The sequence below is a fragment of the Streptomyces sp. NPDC036764 genome (genome assembly GCF_055609385.1).
The window spans coordinates 25,229-41,490 of sequence record NZ_JBVJPT010000003.1 but is presented as its reverse complement, the minus strand read 5'-3'; the positions used below and the strand labels follow the sequence as shown (position 1 = coordinate 41,490).

Below are 16,262 nucleotides of genomic sequence, written 5' to 3'. Positions count from 1 at the left end.
GTGACCACCCCCGACCTTCCCCTCGCCTCGAACGGCGGCTGCGGCGACGACTGCGCCTGCGGTGCCGACGAGGAGTACCTGGAGTGCGGCCTCGACCCCGCACTCGCCGAGCTCCTCGCCGAGGCGGGCCTGGACCCCGTCGAGGTCGAGGACATCGCGAACGTCGCCATCCAGGAGGACCTCGCGCACGGCGTGGACGTGACGACGGTCGCGACCATCCCCGAAGAAGCAGTGGCCACGGCCGACTTCGTAGCGCGTGAAGCGGGCGTGGTGGCGGGCCTCAGGATCGCCGAAGCGGTCCTCTCGATCGTCTGCGAGGACGAGTTCGAGGTCGAGCGCCACATCGAGGACGGCGAGCGGGTGGAGCCGGGCGACACGCTCCTGTCGATCACGACCCGCACCCGCGACCTCCTGACGGCCGAACGCAGCGCACTGAACATCCTGTGCCGCCTGTCCGGCATCGCGACGGCCACGCGCGCGTGGGCGGACGTACTGGAAGACACCGGGGCGAGGGTCCGCGACACCCGCAAGACGACACCGGGCCTGCGCGCCCTGGAGAAGTACGCGGTGCGCTGCGGAGGCGGGGTCAACCACCGCATGTCCCTGTCGGACGCGGCCCTGGTCAAGGACAACCACGTGGTGGCCGCGGGAGGCGTTTCCCAGGCCTTCAAGGCGGTCCGAGAGGCCTTCCCCGAGCTCGCCATCGAGGTCGAGGTGGACACCCTGCACCAGCTCCGCGAGGTCGTGGACGCGGGCGCGGACCTGATCCTGCTGGACAACTTCACGCCGGGCGAGTGCGAGGAGGCCGTGGCGATCGTGAGCGGCCGCGCGGCACTGGAGGCATCGGGCCGCCTGACCCTCGACAACGCCCGGGCGTACGCGACCACCGGCGTCGACTACCTCGCCGTCGGAGCCCTCACCCACTCCTCGCCGATCCTGGACATCGGCCTGGACCTGCGAGCGGCGGAGTAGGAACGGGCATGCTGCTCACCATCGACGTAGGCAACACGCACACCGTCCTCGGCCTCTTCGACGGCGAGGACATCGTCGAACACTGGCGCATCTCCACGGACGCCCGCCGCACGGCGGACGAGCTCGCGGTCCTCCTCCAGGGCCTGATGGGCATGCACCCGCTCCTCGGCGACGAGCTAGGCGACGGCATCGACGGCATCGCCATCTGCGCGACGGTCCCCTCGGTCCTGCACGAACTGCGCGAGGTGACCCGCCGCTACTACGGCGACGTCCCCGCCGTCCTCGTCGAACCGGGCGTGAAGACGGGCGTCCCGATCCTCACCGACAACCCCAAGGAGGTCGGCGCCGACCGCATCATCAACGCGGTCGCCGCGGTCGACCTCTACGGCGGCCCCGCGATCGTCGTCGACTTCGGTACGGCGACGACGTTCGACGCGGTGAGCGCGCGCGGCGAGTACATCGGCGGCGTCATCGCCCCCGGCATCGAGATCTCCGTCGAGGCCCTCGGCGTCCGCGGCGCCCAGCTCCGCAAGATCGAGGTGGCCCGCCCGCGCAGCGTCATCGGCAAGAACACCGTCGAGGCCATGCAGTCCGGCATCATCTACGGCTTCGCGGGCCAGGTCGACGGCGTCGTCAACCGCATGGCCCGCGAACTCGCGGACGACCCCGAAGACGTCACGGTCATCGCGACGGGCGGCCTGGCGCCCATGGTCCTGGGCGAATCCTCGGTCATCGACGAACACGAACCGTGGCTGACCCTGATCGGCCTCCGCCTGGTCTACGAACGCAACGTCTCCCGCATGTGACTGCGTCGCTTGAGCCGGGGGTCCCTCCTGACGCCGGTTCCCGAGGCCCCCGGCCCTGCTGGCAACCCCGCTGGAGGCTGCCGCCCCCAGCCCCCCACACCGGCCCTGAACGGGCCTCGTCCTCAATCGCCGGACGGGCTGAAATAGGCGGGCGTACCCCCACGCACCCGTCCGGCGTCCGCGGGTCCGTCGTGGCTGGTCGCGCAGTTCCCCGCGCCCCCAGGCGGGTGCAGGCGGCCTGCGCCACGAGGGGACCGTGGGCGTCGCCCGCGTCCGGCGGCTGCGGGTCCGTGGGGGCTGGTCGCGCAGTTCCCCGCGCCCCCAGGCGGGTGCAGGCCGCCTGCGCCACGAGGGGGCCGTGGGCGTCGCCCGCGTCCGGCGTCTGCGGGTCCGTAGTGGCTGGTCGCGCAGTTCCCCGCGCCCCTGGCGGGGTTGCAGGCGGCCTGCACCGAGACGCACCCGCGGCCGCCCACGGCGTAAGGAACCGTGCCGGCGATGGCGCCGCACCCGCGTACGGCGGTAAGGGGACGTGCCGGCGATGGCGCAGCACCCGCGTACGGCGGCAAGGGGACGTGCCGGGGCTGGCGCAGCACCCGCGTACGGCGTAAGGGGACGTGCCGGGGGGTGTCCGCCCGCAGCGGCGGGCGTCAAGAGACGGCGGCCTCCCTGCCCGACAGCAACCGCCCGACCGAGGACGGAGACCCCCCGGCACGGCCCCGACCCACCCACCGGACCGTTGGCGCTACGCGCACCCCCACCCACCCCGCACAGGCGCCGCAGGCATCAACGCGCACCCCCACCCACCCGAGTGTCACCCCACGCCACACCGCCCCCATATGCCGCGTTTGTCTGATTAGCGCGTATCGTCGGCGCATGCCCACGCCATACGGATCCCGCGGCGGCATGGCGTTCGGCGTGGAGGAGCTGCGTGTGCTCCGCCGCGCCCTCGACCTTGCCCTCACCCCCAGCCCCGCCTCGGCCCAAGACGTCGAGGACTGTCTCCGTCTCGCCGAGAGTCTCGACGAGGCGATGCGCGAGGGCGCCCGGATGCGTGCCTTCCTGGTGGCCGACCTCGCCCGCTACCGCGCCGCCCTCCCCGGCACCGCGGCCGGCTACCTCACCCTCCTCGAAGAAGCCCTCGGCGCCGGCTACCCCCCGATCCCCGAGGATCTCGCCGCCCTCCAAGCCCTGCGCAGCAACCCCGCCGCAGCCGCCCTCCTGGCCCGCTGCCGCCCCCTGGGACGCCGCGCCACCCACCCGACGGCCCCGCAGACCACGCCGACCATCCCGGCGTCCCGTACGCACCTCCAGGCCCTCCCAGGAGGCCGTTCCGCAGGCCCTTCCGGCGGCACTCTCGGCGACTCCGCGACCGCACCCGGCGCCACGATCGACGTCCCCACCCAGGCCGCCGCCCAGGAACCCGCCAAACAGCCCCGCAAGAAGCCCGCCGAAAAACCGGCCGCCCCCAAACCCGGCCCGGAGCCCACCCCCGACGCCCCGAAGCCCGCCCGCCCCATCCCCACCCCCGGGGAGGTCTTCCCCCGCCGTAAACCGACCCCACCCTCCACCAACCCACCCCAACACCTCGCCGCGGGCTGACCCACCGCCAACCCGCACACCCCACCCGGGCCGCCCCCTACCCGGGCGGCCCGAACTCCCCACCCGGGCCACATACGCGCCCCACCCGGGCCACACACGCACCCCGCCCGGGCTGCACCCCGCACCCCGGCGCCAGCCGCACCCCGCACCCCGGCGCCCGCGCACCCCACACCCCCGCGCCTGCCGCACCCCGCCCCCACCGCCACAACCCCCACCCCCCTGGCTACCCTGGACGCATGGACTACGTCTCCGCGCTCCTCCCCCCGGCCGTCATGGCCGTCTTCTTCATCGGTGTGATCCGAGTGATCGTGAAGACCCAGGGCGGAGCCAACAAGGCCAAGGAGGACGCGGCCGTGGACGCCGCCCTCGCGCGCGCGGAGGGCACCCGCCAGGCCTCCGCCTCCGTGAACAAGGACGCCTGACACCGACCGCCGCCTTCAACCGGCGGCACGCTCAACGGCGTACGACTCCAAGCCGCCATTTTCCGAGTCGTACGCCCTTTTTGTTCCCATTTGCCAGAGAAAGTGCACGTCCGGCACGCCAACAACCAGAACTCCCACTATTGTGCTGAGCTGTGCCTCGCCCATTGGGAGAACTCGAAGACGCGGTCATGACGCGGGTGTGGAAGTGGAACCGCCCGGTGACCGTTCGAGAAGTCCTGGAAGATCTCCAGCAGGAACGGTCCATCGCGTACACGACGGTGATGACCGTTTTGGACAATCTCCATCAGAAGGGCTGGGTACGCCGCGAAGCGGAAGGCCGGGCCTATCGATATGAGGCGGTCTCCACACGAGCCGCCTACTCGGCCGCCCTGATGAACGACGCCTGGTCGCAGAGCGACAACCCCGCCGCCGCGCTCGTCGCCTTCTTCGGCATGATGAGCGAGGAACAGCGCAAGGCCCTGCGGGACGCCGTACGCATGGTCCAGGGCCCGGAAACCAGCGAACCCGAGACGCCGGCGTCGCCCGATACGCGCGCCGTAACGGCCCCCGAAACCGGCGGCACCGATACCGACGGCACCGATACCGGCAGCGCCGATACCAGCACCGATAGCGACAACGCCGATACGAGCGGTTCGGATACCGGCCGCTCCGAAACCGCCGCCGCCACCGATACAGGCCCCCGCCAAACCCGCCGCTCCCAAACGAGGCGCCCCCAAACCCCCGCCCCGCATACCGGCACCGATACCCAGCCGGATACCGCCGGCGAGAACCCCGGCTCCGCACAGGAGCCCGACGGGCGATAGCGTCCGCTCATGTCAGCAGAGAGCCACTCGACCGGGACTCCCTCGGCCGAGAGCCCAGAAGTCAGCTCAAAAGCCATCACCGTCCGACGGGCCCGTACCAGCGATGTCCCGTCGGTGCGTCGTCTCCTTGACGAGTACGTCCGCCGGCGCATCCTGCTCGACAAAGCCACGGTGACGCTTTACGAGGACATCCAGGAGTTCTGGGTCGCGGAACGCGACGACAACGGCGAGGTCGTCGGCTGCGGCGCGCTGCACGTGATGTGGGAAGACCTGGCGGAAGTTCGCACTCTCGCCGTGAAGCCCGGCCTGAAGGGTGCCGGCGTCGGTCACCAGTTGCTGGAGAAGTTGCTGCACACCGCACGCTGGCTCGGCGTTCGACGCGTTTTCTGTCTGACCTTCGAAGAGGACTTCTTCAGCAAGCACGGCTTCGTCGAGATCGGTGAGACGCCGGTCGACACCGATGTCTACGCGGAGCTGCTGCGTTCCTATGACGAGGGCGTGGCGGAGTTCCTCGGTCTCGAACGAGTGAAACCGAACACCTTGGGCAACAGTCGGATGCTTCTGCATCTGTGATCACCAAGGATCCTCCATGGATCCACAAGGTGTATTCCGCCCGACAGGCCATGCCCAGGTGCCCTATGTCCGAAACGCGCACGTTTCCGGACGGTGCCCGGGCTGTAGGTCTCTCCCGGGGGTTTGTGTTTTTCCAGCAAAAGCGGTTTGCTTTCCGACGTAGTGCAGTACTGCATATAACAGGGGACGGCGAAACGGCGGACGCCGCAGACCCCAGGCCCTCAAGTTATCGATGAAAGGAAATCCGGTGGCACAGAAGGTTCAGGTCCTTCTTGTCGACGACCTCGACGGCGGCGAGGCGGACGAGACCGTGACGTTCGCGCTGGACGGCAAGACGTACGAGATCGATCTCACGACTGCCAATGCGGACAAGCTCCGTGGCCTTCTCGACCCTTACGTGAAGGGCGGTCGTCGCACCGGAGGCCGCGCTTCGGGTGGTCGCGGAAAGGCGCGCGCCGCTTCCGGTGGCAGCCAGGACACCGCGCAGATCCGCGCGTGGGCCAAGGAGAACGGCTACGAGGTCAACGACCGCGGCCGTGTTCCCGCGTCCATTCGCGAGGCATACGAGAAGGCCAACGCCTGATCCAGGGCAAAGCCTGATCCACGGAACAGGCCTATGGACGGGCCGACGGCCGGGCGCACGCGCGCCTCAGCCGCAGGCGGTGGCAGTGAGATGCCACCGTGTCCACAACCCGCACGAGATCGGGGGCGCCCCCACCGCCCCCGAGCGCCGACAACGTCGGCAGCGAGGCCTCGACCTCGCCCCCAGGCTCGGGGGGGCGCAGCCACACGGCGGCCCCCTGCACGGCGCCGGAGCGGCCCAGGGGAAGCGGCCGCACACCACCGGGCCCCGGCAGCCCAGCACGACGTACGGCCCCCCTCGGTCCGGTATCGACGGGGCGCCGTACGGCGGCCCCGACCGGGCCCGGCTCGTCGGCCCGGTGCCGCGCGAACGCCGGCGGAGTCACGTCCCCGGTGCGATGCCAGGCCGAATACCAGGCGCAATGCCCTACGGCCGTGAGCGTCCCGATCGCCCGCGCGGGCAGCGGCGCCTCCATGAGGTCGCCCTCGCCGAGCGCCGTCAGGTCCAGGGGCAGGGCGCCCCACTCCAGCCAGGCCAGCACGCCCGGCACCTCCTGTGCGCCGCCCGCCGCGACGAGCAGCCGCATGCGGTCGCCCTGGACGGCCACCGGGGAGTCCGGCCCGAGATGGCGCAATGCCGCACGGCCCGCCTCGGCCGGGACGTCCAGGACGTCGAAGCGCACGCCCACCCGCAGGGCCGGCGGAGATCCGGGGGCCGCGGGCACCACCGGCCAGCCCAGTTCGTTCTCGTACCACCGGCGGACCTGATCGCTCGGATCGAGCGGCCGACGGGTAAGCGGGACCGCGGCGAGGGCCGTGGGGAACGAGAGGCGGGTGCCGACCATGCCAGGAGCAACCGCCGAATGGAGGTGCTGGTTACGCTGGGTGTGCTGACAAGTGCGCAGCGTGTCGAAAAGGGGAGCGTGCGGGGGTGTGGGGTGGCGCAAGGTTGTTCGCCCGTAGCGGAGGGAACCGGGGGGCGCGGCATGGAGTGTCAGTCCCAGCGGGTAAGACATCCCTAGTGGGAGGGGGCGACACGCAGGACAGTGAGTCTCACGTTCGCCATCGGCGTACTGATGGAGAGGGTAACCACCTGGCCTGCGGGAACATCGTCTCGCACCATCGGGTTGGAGCAGATGTCGGCGTTCGGGGTCAGGAGGCCATCGACGGTGTCGGCAGTTGGAATGAGCGGTCCCCGCTTGCGGGACTAAGCTGCGGAAGGACAGGGAGGGGAAGTTCCCCCCACTGCCTGACCGCTCTGAGGAGCGATTAACGATGTTCGAGAGGTTCACCGACCGCGCGCGGCGGGTTGTCGTCCTGGCTCAGGAAGAAGCCCGGATGCTCAACCACAACTACATCGGCACCGAGCACATCCTCCTGGGCCTGATCCACGAGGGTGAGGGTGTCGCCGCCAAGGCCCTTGAGAGCCTCGGGATTTCGCTCGAGGCGGTCCGCCAGCAGGTGGAGGAGATCATCGGGCAGGGGCAGCAGGCCCCGTCCGGGCACATCCCCTTCACCCCCCGTGCCAAGAAGGTCCTGGAGCTGTCGCTCCGCGAGGCCCTTCAACTGGGCCACAACTACATCGGCACGGAGCACATCCTGCTCGGCCTGATCCGTGAGGGCGAGGGCGTCGCCGCCCAGGTCCTGGTCAAGCTGGGCGCTGATCTCAACCGGGTGCGGCAGCAGGTCATCCAGTTGCTCTCCGGCTACCAGGGCAAGGAGACCGCCACCGCCGGCGGGCCTGCCGAGGGCACGCCCTCGACGTCCCTGGTCCTCGACCAGTTCGGCCGGAACCTCACCCAGGCCGCTCGTGAGTCCAAGCTCGACCCGGTCATCGGGCGCGAGAAGGAGATCGAGCGGGTCATGCAGGTGCTGTCCCGCCGTACCAAGAACAACCCGGTCCTGATCGGTGAGCCCGGCGTCGGCAAGACCGCCGTCGTCGAGGGCCTCGCCCAGGCCATCGTCAAGGGCGAGGTGCCCGAGACCCTCAAGGACAAGCACCTCTACACCCTGGACCTCGGCGCGCTGGTCGCCGGCTCCCGCTACCGCGGTGACTTCGAGGAGCGCCTGAAGAAGGTGCTCAAGGAGATCCGCACCCGCGGCGACATCATCCTGTTCATCGACGAGCTGCACACGCTCGTCGGTGCGGGTGCCGCCGAGGGCGCCATCGACGCGGCTTCGATCCTGAAGCCGATGCTGGCCCGTGGTGAGCTGCAGACCATCGGTGCGACGACGCTGGACGAGTACCGCAAGCACCTGGAGAAGGACGCGGCCCTCGAGCGCCGCTTCCAGCCCATCCAGGTCGCCGAGCCGTCCCTGCCGCACACCATCGAGATCCTCAAGGGTCTGCGCGACCGGTACGAGGCCCACCACCGGGTCTCCATCACCGACGAGGCCCTCGTCCAGGCCGCGACCCTGGCCGACCGGTACATCTCGGACCGCTTCCTGCCGGACAAGGCGATCGACCTGATCGACGAGGCCGGCTCCCGGATGCGCATCCGCCGGATGACCGCGCCGCCGGACCTGCGCGAGTTCGACGAGAAGATCGCGGGCGTGCGCCGCGACAAGGAGTCCGCGATCGACTCGCAGGACTTCGAGAAGGCCGCCTCCCTGCGCGACAAGGAGAAGCAGCTCCTCGCCGCGAAGGCCAAGCGGGAGAAGGAGTGGAAGGCCGGCGACATGGACGTCGTCGCCGAGGTCGACGGCGAGCTGATCGCCGAGGTCCTCGCGACCGCCACCGGCATCCCGGTCTTCAAGCTGACCGAGGAGGAGTCCTCGCGTCTGCTGCGCATGGAGGACGAGCTCCACAAGCGGGTCATCGGTCAGAAGGACGCCGTCAAGGCGCTCTCGAAGGCGATCCGTCGTACGCGTGCCGGTCTGAAGGACCCGAAGCGTCCCGGTGGTTCGTTCATCTTCGCCGGTCCGTCCGGTGTCGGTAAGACCGAGCTGTCCAAGGCGCTCGCCGAGTTCCTCTTCGGCGACGAGGACGCGCTGATCTCCCTCGACATGTCGGAGTTCAGCGAGAAGCACACGGTCTCGCGTCTCTTCGGTTCGCCCCCCGGCTACGTGGGCTACGAAGAGGGTGGCCAGCTCACCGAGAAGGTCCGCCGCAAGCCGTTCTCGGTCGTCCTCTTCGACGAGGTCGAGAAGGCCCACCCGGACATCTTCAACTCGCTGCTGCAGATCCTGGAGGACGGTCGGCTGACCGACTCCCAGGGCCGGGTCGTGGACTTCAAGAACACGGTCATCATCATGACGACCAACCTCGGCACCCGGGACATCTCCAAGGGCTTCAACCTGGGCTTCGCGGCCTCGGGTGACACGAAGTCCAACTACGAGCGCATGAAGAACAAGGTCCAGGACGAGCTCAAGCAGCACTTCCGGCCCGAGTTCCTCAACCGCGTCGACGACGTGGTCGTCTTCCCGCAGCTCACCCAGGACGACATCCTCGCGATCGTCGACCTGATGGTCGGCAAGGTGGACGAGCGCCTCAAGGACCGGGACATGGGCATCGAGCTCTCTCAGTCCGCCAAGGAGCTGCTGTCCAAGAAGGGTTACGACCCCGTGCTGGGCGCGCGGCCACTGCGCCGCACGATCCAGCGCGAGATCGAGGACACCCTGTCGGAGAAGATCCTCTTCGGCGAGCTGCGCCCCGGTCACATCGTGGTCGTGGACACGGAGGGCGAGGGCGAGACCAAGACCTTCACCTTCCGCGGCGAGGAGAAGTCGGCCCTGCCGGACGTCCCGCCGATCGAGCAGGCGGCCGGCGGAAGCGGGCCGAACCTGAGCAAGGAGGCCTAGCCGCTGCGCTGGGTCTGAGCCAAAGGGGCTGCCCCGGGACCAAGTCCCGGGGCAGCCCCTTTGTGTGTGCCTCGTCAGGAAAGCTGGCCGTTGTAGTCCGGCAGCTTGTACGTCTTCTCGGCGTGGCCGCCCGACAGGTCGGTGGCGCTGTTGCCGATGTTCGCGATGATCGTGTAGCCCTTGTTCTCGATGTCGGCGCGCTGGGCCGTCTTGTAGTCGGCGACGTTCTTGAACAGGTCGAAGAAGTTGCGCACGTACAGGCCGGAGACCTTGTAACCGACGTACTTGAGGTTGTAGTCGGTCACCGGGTAGATGATGCCCGGGCGGGCGGTCACGAAGAACAGCGAGACGCCGTGCTCCTGGGCGTACTTGGCGACATCCAGCGCCGGCTTGTTGGCCGGCTGCGGGTAGCTGAAGCCGAAGTCCGTCTCCAGGGTGGTGTTGTCGATGTCGAAGACGATCGCCTGCTTCTCACCCGGCTTGGTGTTGGCGATCCGCTGCTTCAGATAGGGCAGCGCCTGGTTCATGACCGCCTGGCAGTCCTTCTGCCAGGTGTCGTAGTCCACGTCCTCGGCAGCCGCGGTGGCGGTGGTCGAGGCGCTCGCGGCCGTGGCCGCTTCGGCGGGGACCGCGAGGGCCACGAGGGCGGCCGCGGAGACGGTGCCGACCGCGATACGGCGCGCCCAGGGGCGGCGAAGGGTCATGTGGGGGGTCCTCTCACGTCACGTGCGCTCTGTTGTTGTCGCGTGCATGTTCGTGGGTGGGAGTGGCGTGAGGGGAACGTTAGGGTTACTGGACGGTAAGTCGCTAGAGGTGTGCGTCACATCGGCCTGAGCGATCAGTTCTCGGTGTCTTTGAGTCGCGTAGCGCCCGTCACATTCCGGGGTCTTCCGATTGCACTGGGCGGTGACATGAGGCACAGGCGATTTGTCCGTTACTAGCGGGAATAGTGGAAAGCGGCCCTGCGGGCAAAACAGACTTTTATTGTGAAAACTGGCGGACTCTTTTGGTGTTGACGCTGGTTCGTCCGTATTGGGCGCTCTGTCAAGGTGCGGGGATTTTTGCCACTGAGTACTAGCTCTCGTCGTAGTTGAGGGGTTTTGGGGTTCGGCCCCGGCGGGGTTACCAAGGGATGGCCATCCGGCGACCGCATGTGTCGGGTGGTTTTCCCTGTCGTCGTACCCGTGAGGTTTCGAATGTCCCCGCGCTTCTCGTTCCGTTCGCCCCGTACGTCCGCGTTCCGCACCCGTGCTGCTGTGCTGGCCGCCGGACTGGGAGCCTCGGTCGTGCTGGGCGCCGGAGGCGCGGTCGCTGCTGAGATGACCTCCGCCCCCGCCGCCGTCCAGGCCCAGACCGTCGCCGCGAAGAAGGCGCCCGCGAAGAAGGCCCCCGCCAAGAAGGCCGTCTCCTGGGTCAAGCCGGTCAAGAAGTACACGAAGTCCGCCAGCTTCGCGCAGGCCGGCGGCATGTGGCAGTCCACCCACAGCGGTCAGGACTTCGCCGTCCCGACCGGCACCCAGGTCGTGGCCGCGCACGGCGGCACCGTCGTCAAGGCCGGCGGCAACGGCGCCGGTGACGGTCCCGCGTACGGCAACGCCATCGTCATCAAGCACGGCAACGGGACGTTCTCCCAGTACGCCCACCTGTCGCGCATCGACGTGAAGATCGGCCAGATCGTCAAGACCGGTCAGAAGATAGCCAAGTCCGGCAACACCGGTAACTCCAGCGGTCCGCACCTGCACTTCGAGATCCGCAAGACCGCCAACTACGGCTCCGCGGTCGACCCCGTGGCCTTCCTTCGGGCCAACGGCCTGTCGATCTGAGGCAGCAGCTCGATCTGAGGCAGCCGCTTGCCGCTCAGGCGCCCTTGTGCGCCTGAGTGATCAGGTCCGTGGCGACCTCGAGGATGGCCTTGCGCTTCTCCTCGGGGTCGCCTTCGAGGTCCTTCAGCACGAACATCCCGGCGTGCATCGTGAACAGGGCGCTGATGCAGCGCACCTGGTCCACCAGATCGGCGTCCGGGTCGATGATGATGTCCCGCATGCCGAGCATGCGGTCCTTGAACGTCTCGCCGATGCTCAGTTCGCGGACGGTCGCCTGGTTCTCCTGCATGAAGCGGAAGAGGGGGGACGCGCCGGCCAGGGCCTCGCTGTAGCGGCGGACGATCTCCTGCTTCGTCTCCAGGGTGTGCGGCTGCTGCCTGCCCCACTCGATCAGTTCCTCGATCGGCTTCGTCAGATCCTCGAAGAGGCTGACGATGATCTCTTCCTTGGTCCTGAAGTGGTAGTACAGGGCCGCCTTCGTGACCTCCAGGCGCTCGGCGATCTCGCGCAGTGAGGTCTTCTCGTAGCCCTGCTCGGCGAAGAGTTCGAGGGCCACGTCCTGGATGCGCTGGCGGGTGTTCCCGCGGCGCCGCTGCTTGGTGCCGTCCATGGTGCCACCCATCCTCGTACTTCTCGGCTTTCCGGAAAACTTACTTGACGCCCGGCTAGTTACGCACCTACCTTCCTTCAGTGTAGGCAACTAGCCGGGCGGCAAGTAAGTGGCTGGGGGAGTGGGAATCATGGCGGACACACTGGCAGTGGACACAGGACCGGCGGATCGGGCGAAGCAAGCCGATCCGGCCGACAAGAAGCCGAAGAGCGTACGGGTCGTACTGCTCGCGCTGATGATCACGATGATGCTGGCGATGCTCGACAACATGATCGTGGGCACCGCGATGCCGACGATCGTGGGCGAGCTGGGCGGCCTGGAACATCTGTCGTGGGTCGTGACGGCGTACACCCTGGCGACCGCGGCCTCCACCCCGCTGTGGGGCAAGCTCGGCGACATGTACGGGCGCAAGGGCGTCTTCATGTCGTCGATCGTGCTCTTCCTCATCGGATCCGCGCTCAGCGGCATGGCCCAGGACATGGGGCAGCTCATCGGGTTCCGGGCGGTGCAGGGACTCGGCGCCGGCGGTCTGATGGTCGGCGTCATGGCGATCATCGGTGACCTGATCCCGCCGCGGGAGCGCGGCAAGTACCAGGGCATGATGGCCGGCGTCATGGCGCTGGCGATGATCGGCGGACCGCTGGTCGGCGGCACCATCACCGACCACTGGGGCTGGCGCTGGGCCTTCTACATCAACCTGCCGCTCGGCGTCGTGGCCCTCGCCGCGATCAGTGCCGTGCTGCACCTGCCGAAGAAGCGGGCCAAGGCGCGGATCGACTACCTGGGCGCGGCGCTGCTGACCGTGGGAATCACCTCGATCGTGCTGGTGACCACGTGGGGCGGCACGGAGTACGCCTGGACGTCCGCCCGGATCATGGAGCTCATCGGCATCGGCGTCGCCGCGCTCGTCGGGTTCGTGTTCTGGCAGACCAAGGCGGCCGAGCCGGTCGTGCCGTTGCACATCTTCCGCAGCCGGAACTTCACGCTGATGTCCCTCATCGGCTTCATCACCGGGTTCGTGATGTTCGGTGCGACGCTGTTCCTGCCGCTGTACCAGCAGTCCGTGCAGGGCGCCTCCGCCACCAACTCCGGGCTCCTGCTGCTGCCGATGCTCGGGGCGATGCTGGTCACCTCGATGGTCGCCGGCCGGGTGACCACGAACACCGGGCGCTACAAGCTCTTCCCGATCGCCGGCAGCGCGCTGATGGTCGTCGGGCTGTACCTGCTGTCGACGATGGACACCGGCACCAGCCGCTTCATGTCCGGCGTGTTCATGGCCGTGGTCGGGTTCGGCATGGGCTGTCTGATGCAGATCACCATGCTGGTCGCGCAGAACAGCGTCGAGATGAAGGACATGGGCGTCGCGTCCTCCTCCACCACGCTCTTCCGTACGCTCGGCTCCTCGTTCGGCGTCGCGATCATGGGCGCGCTGTTCAACAACCGGGTGCAGGACGTCATGACCGAGCGGGCCGGCTCGCTGGGGTCCAAGGTGACCGAGCAGTCGGCACAGCTCGACGCGGCGAGCCTGGCGAAGCTGCCGGACGCGGTGCGCGAGGCGTACCAGCACGCTGTGTCGGCCGGCACGCACTCGGCGTTCCTGCTGGGCGCCGTGATCGCCGTGCTGGCCCTGGCGGCGGCCCTGTTCGTCAAGGAGGTCCCGCTCAAGGGCGCGGACCCGAAGCCGGAGGCCGTGGAGGCCGGCGCCTAGGCGGCCCGAGGCGGCCCCAGGCCGTCCGAGCCCGGCAAACGAAAAGGCCCTCGGGTGTGCTGCCCGGGGGCCTTCGCCTGTGCCGGCGTTGTCAGTGGGGCGTGCCACCATCGGCTGCATGGACAAGGTGCGGCAGTTGCGGCTGGCCAAGGACGCCATGGACCGGGAGTGGGCCGACCCCGGCCTCGACCTGGACGCGGTGGCCGCACACGCCGGGTACTCGCGGTATCACTTCGTGCGGGCCTTCAAAGCGGTGTACGGCGAGACGCCGGGGCAGTATCTGACCCACCGGCGGATCGAGCGGGCCGAGGAGTATCTGCGGGTGGCCAATCTGACCGTGACGGAGATCTGCCATCTGGTCGGGTTCAGCAGCCTCGGCACCTTCTCGGCGAAGTTCAAGGCACGGACCGGCCTGTCGCCGAGCGAGTACCGGCACAAGCACGTCGGCCGCGGGGCGGCGCTGATACCGGGGTGCTACGCGATGTTCTGGGCCGGCGGCTTCCGGCAGCGGGACAGCAACTCTGAAGAAGCGAGTTGACCGTGCCCCTGCCTAACGTGACGGAAGGAACCACGGAGCAGAGCAGGGGAGAGCAGGGTCATGATCAAGGGGCTGGGCATCACCACCGTCTGGACGTTCGACCAGGCGCGCACCAAGGCGTTCTTCACGGAGAAGATCGGCTTCGAGGTGCGCAACGACCTGTCCATGGGCGAGATGAGGTGGGTCACTGTAGGGGCGAAGGGGCAGCCGGACGTCGAGCTCGCGCTCATGAGCCTGGACGGTCCCGGCCTCGACCCCGAGTCCTCCGAGGCGCTGAAGAAGCTCGTCGCGAAGGGCGTCATCGGTGCCGGGGCGTTCCACACCGACGACTGCCGGGGGGACTACGAAACCTTCAAGGCACGCGGGGTGGAGTTCATCCAGGAGCCCCAGGAGCGGCCGTACGGCATCGAGGCGATCTTCCGCGACGACAACGGCAACTGGTACTCGCTGACCGAGCGGAGCGAGGAGCTCGACTTCTCCAAGTCCTTCGAGTGAACCCTCGGACCCGGTCCAGGTGAGCCGCCCGGTCCGCCGCTACGGCAGCATCGGGTAGCTCCCCGTCTTCGTCGGCGCGTGCTCCGGGAGCCAGAGGACGGCCACCGCGCCCTCCGCCGGCACATGGTCCGGGGCGCCCGGCGGGCGAATGTTGCGGAAGGTCAGCCGGGCACCGAGGACCCGGGCCTGACCTGCGGCGATCGTCAGGCCGAGGCCATGGCCGTGGCCCGAGCGGTCGCTGCTGCCGGTGCGGAAGCGGCTGGGGCCGTCGGCGATCAGATGCGCGGGGAACCCGGGGCCGTGGTCGCGGACCCGGATGACCCGGCCCTCGACCGTGACCTGGATCGGCGGCCTGCCGTGCCGCGCCGCGTTGGCCAGCAGATTGAACAGCACCCGCTCCAGGCGCCGCGGGTCGGTGGTGACCTCCGACTCGTGGACGACCCGCACCTCGATGGCGGGATCCTTGGCCGCGACCCGCCGGCTGACGAACTCGCCCAGCAGGATGTCCTGCAACTCGGCCCGCTCCGAGGCACTGTCGAGGCGGGCCACCTCCAGGACGTCCTCGACCAGCGTGCGCATGGCCTTCGCCCGGTCCAGGACCAGTTCCGTGGGCCGGCCGGGCGGCAGCAGCTCGGCCGCCGTCAGCAGTCCGGTCACCGGCGTGCGCAGCTCGTGCGCGATGTCCGCGGTGACCCGGCGCTCCGCGTCCAGCCGCTGCTGGAGCGCGTCCGCCATGGCGTCCACCGCGCTCGCGAGGTCGTCGGTCTCATCCCGTACGACACCGCCGATGGCGTCCCGCACCCTGACGTCCGGCTCACCGCTCGCGACCTGGTTCGCCGCGGCCGCCGCCTTGCGCAGCCGCCGCGAAAGCTGTCCGCCGATGAGTACACCGAGCGCGCTGCCGCCGAACACCACCGCGATCGAACCGATGATCATGGCCTGGTCGAGGCGGTTCAGGATGTGGTCGCTGCGGTCGGTGAAGCCGGTGCGCAGGGACAGGACATGCCCGTTGTTGAGCGGCACGGCCGCCCAGATGTCGGGCGCGCCGCTCGGCGTGTCGGTGACATAGGTCGCCCGCCGGCCCTCCTCGACCTTGTCCCGCAGCGCCGCCGGCAGCTCCGGGTCGTCGATCGTGAGGTTGGGGAAGTTCAGCCGCTTGGACTGCTCGTAGCTGCGCTGGGCGATCTGGATCCGCTCGTCCGCGAGATCGCGCGCGCTGTCCAGCATCGAGACCCGGGCCTGGTTGTGCACGACAAGGCTCAGTACGACCGCCACAAGGGCGCCGACCAGCGCGATCGCCGCGCTCAGCTTCCACCGCAGCCCCGTACGTATGGCGATCCGGCCGCCGCCCATGCCCCTCACGCGCATGCCGCTGCGACCACCCGCCGGTGACCCCGTACGAACGCCCGCACGGGCATCCACCCCCTGCCCCGCGATCTCCGCCGGATCCGTGAGGCCGACGCTCGCCGCGCCGGACGCGGCCGGCCGTCTGAACATCTCCCGCATGCC

15 protein-coding genes and 1 pseudogene are annotated in these 16,262 nt (G+C 69.1%); 12 read left to right on the top strand and 4 right to left on the bottom strand.

Annotated elements, in window-relative coordinates; all coding sequences use genetic code 11:
• From nadC to ACZ69Q_RS15025, 7 genes and pseudogenes are all read left to right on the top strand, one after another.
• Positions 1 to 972 carry a carboxylating nicotinate-nucleotide diphosphorylase gene (nadC, locus tag ACZ69Q_RS15055; RefSeq protein WP_471041613.1) on the top strand — a complete coding sequence of 324 codons (972 nt, stop codon included), beginning with the start codon at positions 1 to 3 and terminating at the stop codon, positions 970 to 972.
• Between the two features lie 8 nt (positions 973 to 980).
• Positions 981 to 1,778: a type III pantothenate kinase gene (locus ACZ69Q_RS15050; protein WP_272124073.1), complete on the top strand. Its 798-nt coding sequence runs from the start codon at positions 981 to 983 to the stop codon at positions 1,776 to 1,778.
• A 903-nt stretch (positions 1,779 to 2,681) separates the two neighbouring features.
• Entirely contained in the window at positions 2,682 to 3,377 is a 696-nt protein-coding gene (locus tag ACZ69Q_RS15045) for a hypothetical protein (protein ID WP_471042581.1), read from the top strand.
• Positions 3,378 to 3,613: 236 nt separating this feature from the next.
• Complete coding sequence (locus ACZ69Q_RS15040) at positions 3,614 to 3,799, top strand: hypothetical protein (RefSeq protein WP_471041611.1); 186 nt, start codon at positions 3,614 to 3,616, stop codon at positions 3,797 to 3,799.
• A gap of 152 nt (positions 3,800 to 3,951) precedes the next feature.
• A pseudogene (locus ACZ69Q_RS15035) lies at positions 3,952 to 4,315 on the top strand (BlaI/MecI/CopY family transcriptional regulator); the annotation flags it as partial.
• Positions 4,316 to 4,632: 317 nt separating this feature from the next.
• The gene (locus tag ACZ69Q_RS15030; protein ID WP_107904505.1) at positions 4,633 to 5,196 is read left to right on the top strand and encodes an amino-acid N-acetyltransferase; all 564 of its coding nucleotides are present in this window, start codon (positions 4,633 to 4,635) and stop codon (positions 5,194 to 5,196) included.
• A 247-nt stretch (positions 5,197 to 5,443) separates the two neighbouring features.
• A complete protein-coding gene (locus ACZ69Q_RS15025; protein ID WP_030959275.1) occupies positions 5,444 to 5,779 on the top strand; it encodes a histone-like nucleoid-structuring protein Lsr2 in 336 nt (111 codons plus the stop codon).
• Between the two features lie 31 nt (positions 5,780 to 5,810).
• Here ACZ69Q_RS15025 and ACZ69Q_RS15020 read toward each other — a convergent pair whose 3' ends face one another.
• Entirely contained in the window at positions 5,811 to 6,623 is an 813-nt protein-coding gene (locus ACZ69Q_RS15020; protein ID WP_471041609.1) for an SCO3374 family protein, read from the bottom strand.
• 430 nt (positions 6,624 to 7,053) lie between these two features.
• Between ACZ69Q_RS15020 and ACZ69Q_RS15015 the strand changes: the two genes are divergently transcribed.
• Entirely contained in the window at positions 7,054 to 9,579 is a 2,526-nt protein-coding gene (locus ACZ69Q_RS15015; RefSeq protein ID WP_471041608.1) for an ATP-dependent Clp protease ATP-binding subunit, read from the top strand.
• Positions 9,580 to 9,653: 74 nt separating this feature from the next.
• Here the strand turns inward: ACZ69Q_RS15015 and ACZ69Q_RS15010 are convergent, their stop codons facing one another.
• A complete protein-coding gene (locus ACZ69Q_RS15010) occupies positions 9,654 to 10,283 on the bottom strand; it encodes an HAD family acid phosphatase (protein ID WP_471041606.1) in 630 nt (209 codons plus the stop codon).
• 492 nt (positions 10,284 to 10,775) lie between these two features.
• On the opposite strand from ACZ69Q_RS15010, the gene ACZ69Q_RS15005 reads away from it, so the two are divergent.
• Positions 10,776 to 11,402, top strand: a complete 627-nt coding sequence (locus ACZ69Q_RS15005) for a M23 family metallopeptidase (RefSeq protein ID WP_471041605.1) — start codon at positions 10,776 to 10,778, stop codon at positions 11,400 to 11,402.
• A gap of 34 nt (positions 11,403 to 11,436) precedes the next feature.
• On the opposite strand, the gene ACZ69Q_RS15000 is transcribed toward ACZ69Q_RS15005, so the two are convergent.
• Complete coding sequence (locus ACZ69Q_RS15000; protein ID WP_471041603.1) at positions 11,437 to 12,024, bottom strand: TetR/AcrR family transcriptional regulator; 588 nt, start codon at positions 12,022 to 12,024, stop codon at positions 11,437 to 11,439.
• 118 nt (positions 12,025 to 12,142) lie between these two features.
• Here ACZ69Q_RS15000 and ACZ69Q_RS14995 point away from each other — a divergent pair, with 118 nt between their 5' ends.
• From ACZ69Q_RS14995 to ACZ69Q_RS14985, 3 genes are all read left to right on the top strand, one after another.
• Positions 12,143 to 13,720, top strand: coding sequence for an MDR family MFS transporter (locus ACZ69Q_RS14995; RefSeq protein WP_471041601.1), 1,578 nt, complete (start codon positions 12,143 to 12,145; stop codon positions 13,718 to 13,720).
• A gap of 118 nt (positions 13,721 to 13,838) precedes the next feature.
• Positions 13,839 to 14,258, top strand: coding sequence for a helix-turn-helix transcriptional regulator (locus tag ACZ69Q_RS14990; RefSeq protein ID WP_471041599.1), 420 nt, complete (start codon positions 13,839 to 13,841; stop codon positions 14,256 to 14,258).
• Positions 14,259 to 14,318: 60 nt separating this feature from the next.
• Positions 14,319 to 14,753, top strand: coding sequence for a VOC family protein (locus ACZ69Q_RS14985; RefSeq protein WP_346183952.1), 435 nt, complete (start codon positions 14,319 to 14,321; stop codon positions 14,751 to 14,753).
• A gap of 39 nt (positions 14,754 to 14,792) precedes the next feature.
• Here ACZ69Q_RS14985 and cseC read toward each other — a convergent pair whose 3' ends face one another.
• Entirely contained in the window at positions 14,793 to 16,259 is a 1,467-nt protein-coding gene (cseC, locus tag ACZ69Q_RS14980) for a two-component system sensor histidine kinase CseC (protein ID WP_471041597.1), read from the bottom strand.
• Between the last annotated feature and the right edge of the window lie 3 nt (positions 16,260 to 16,262).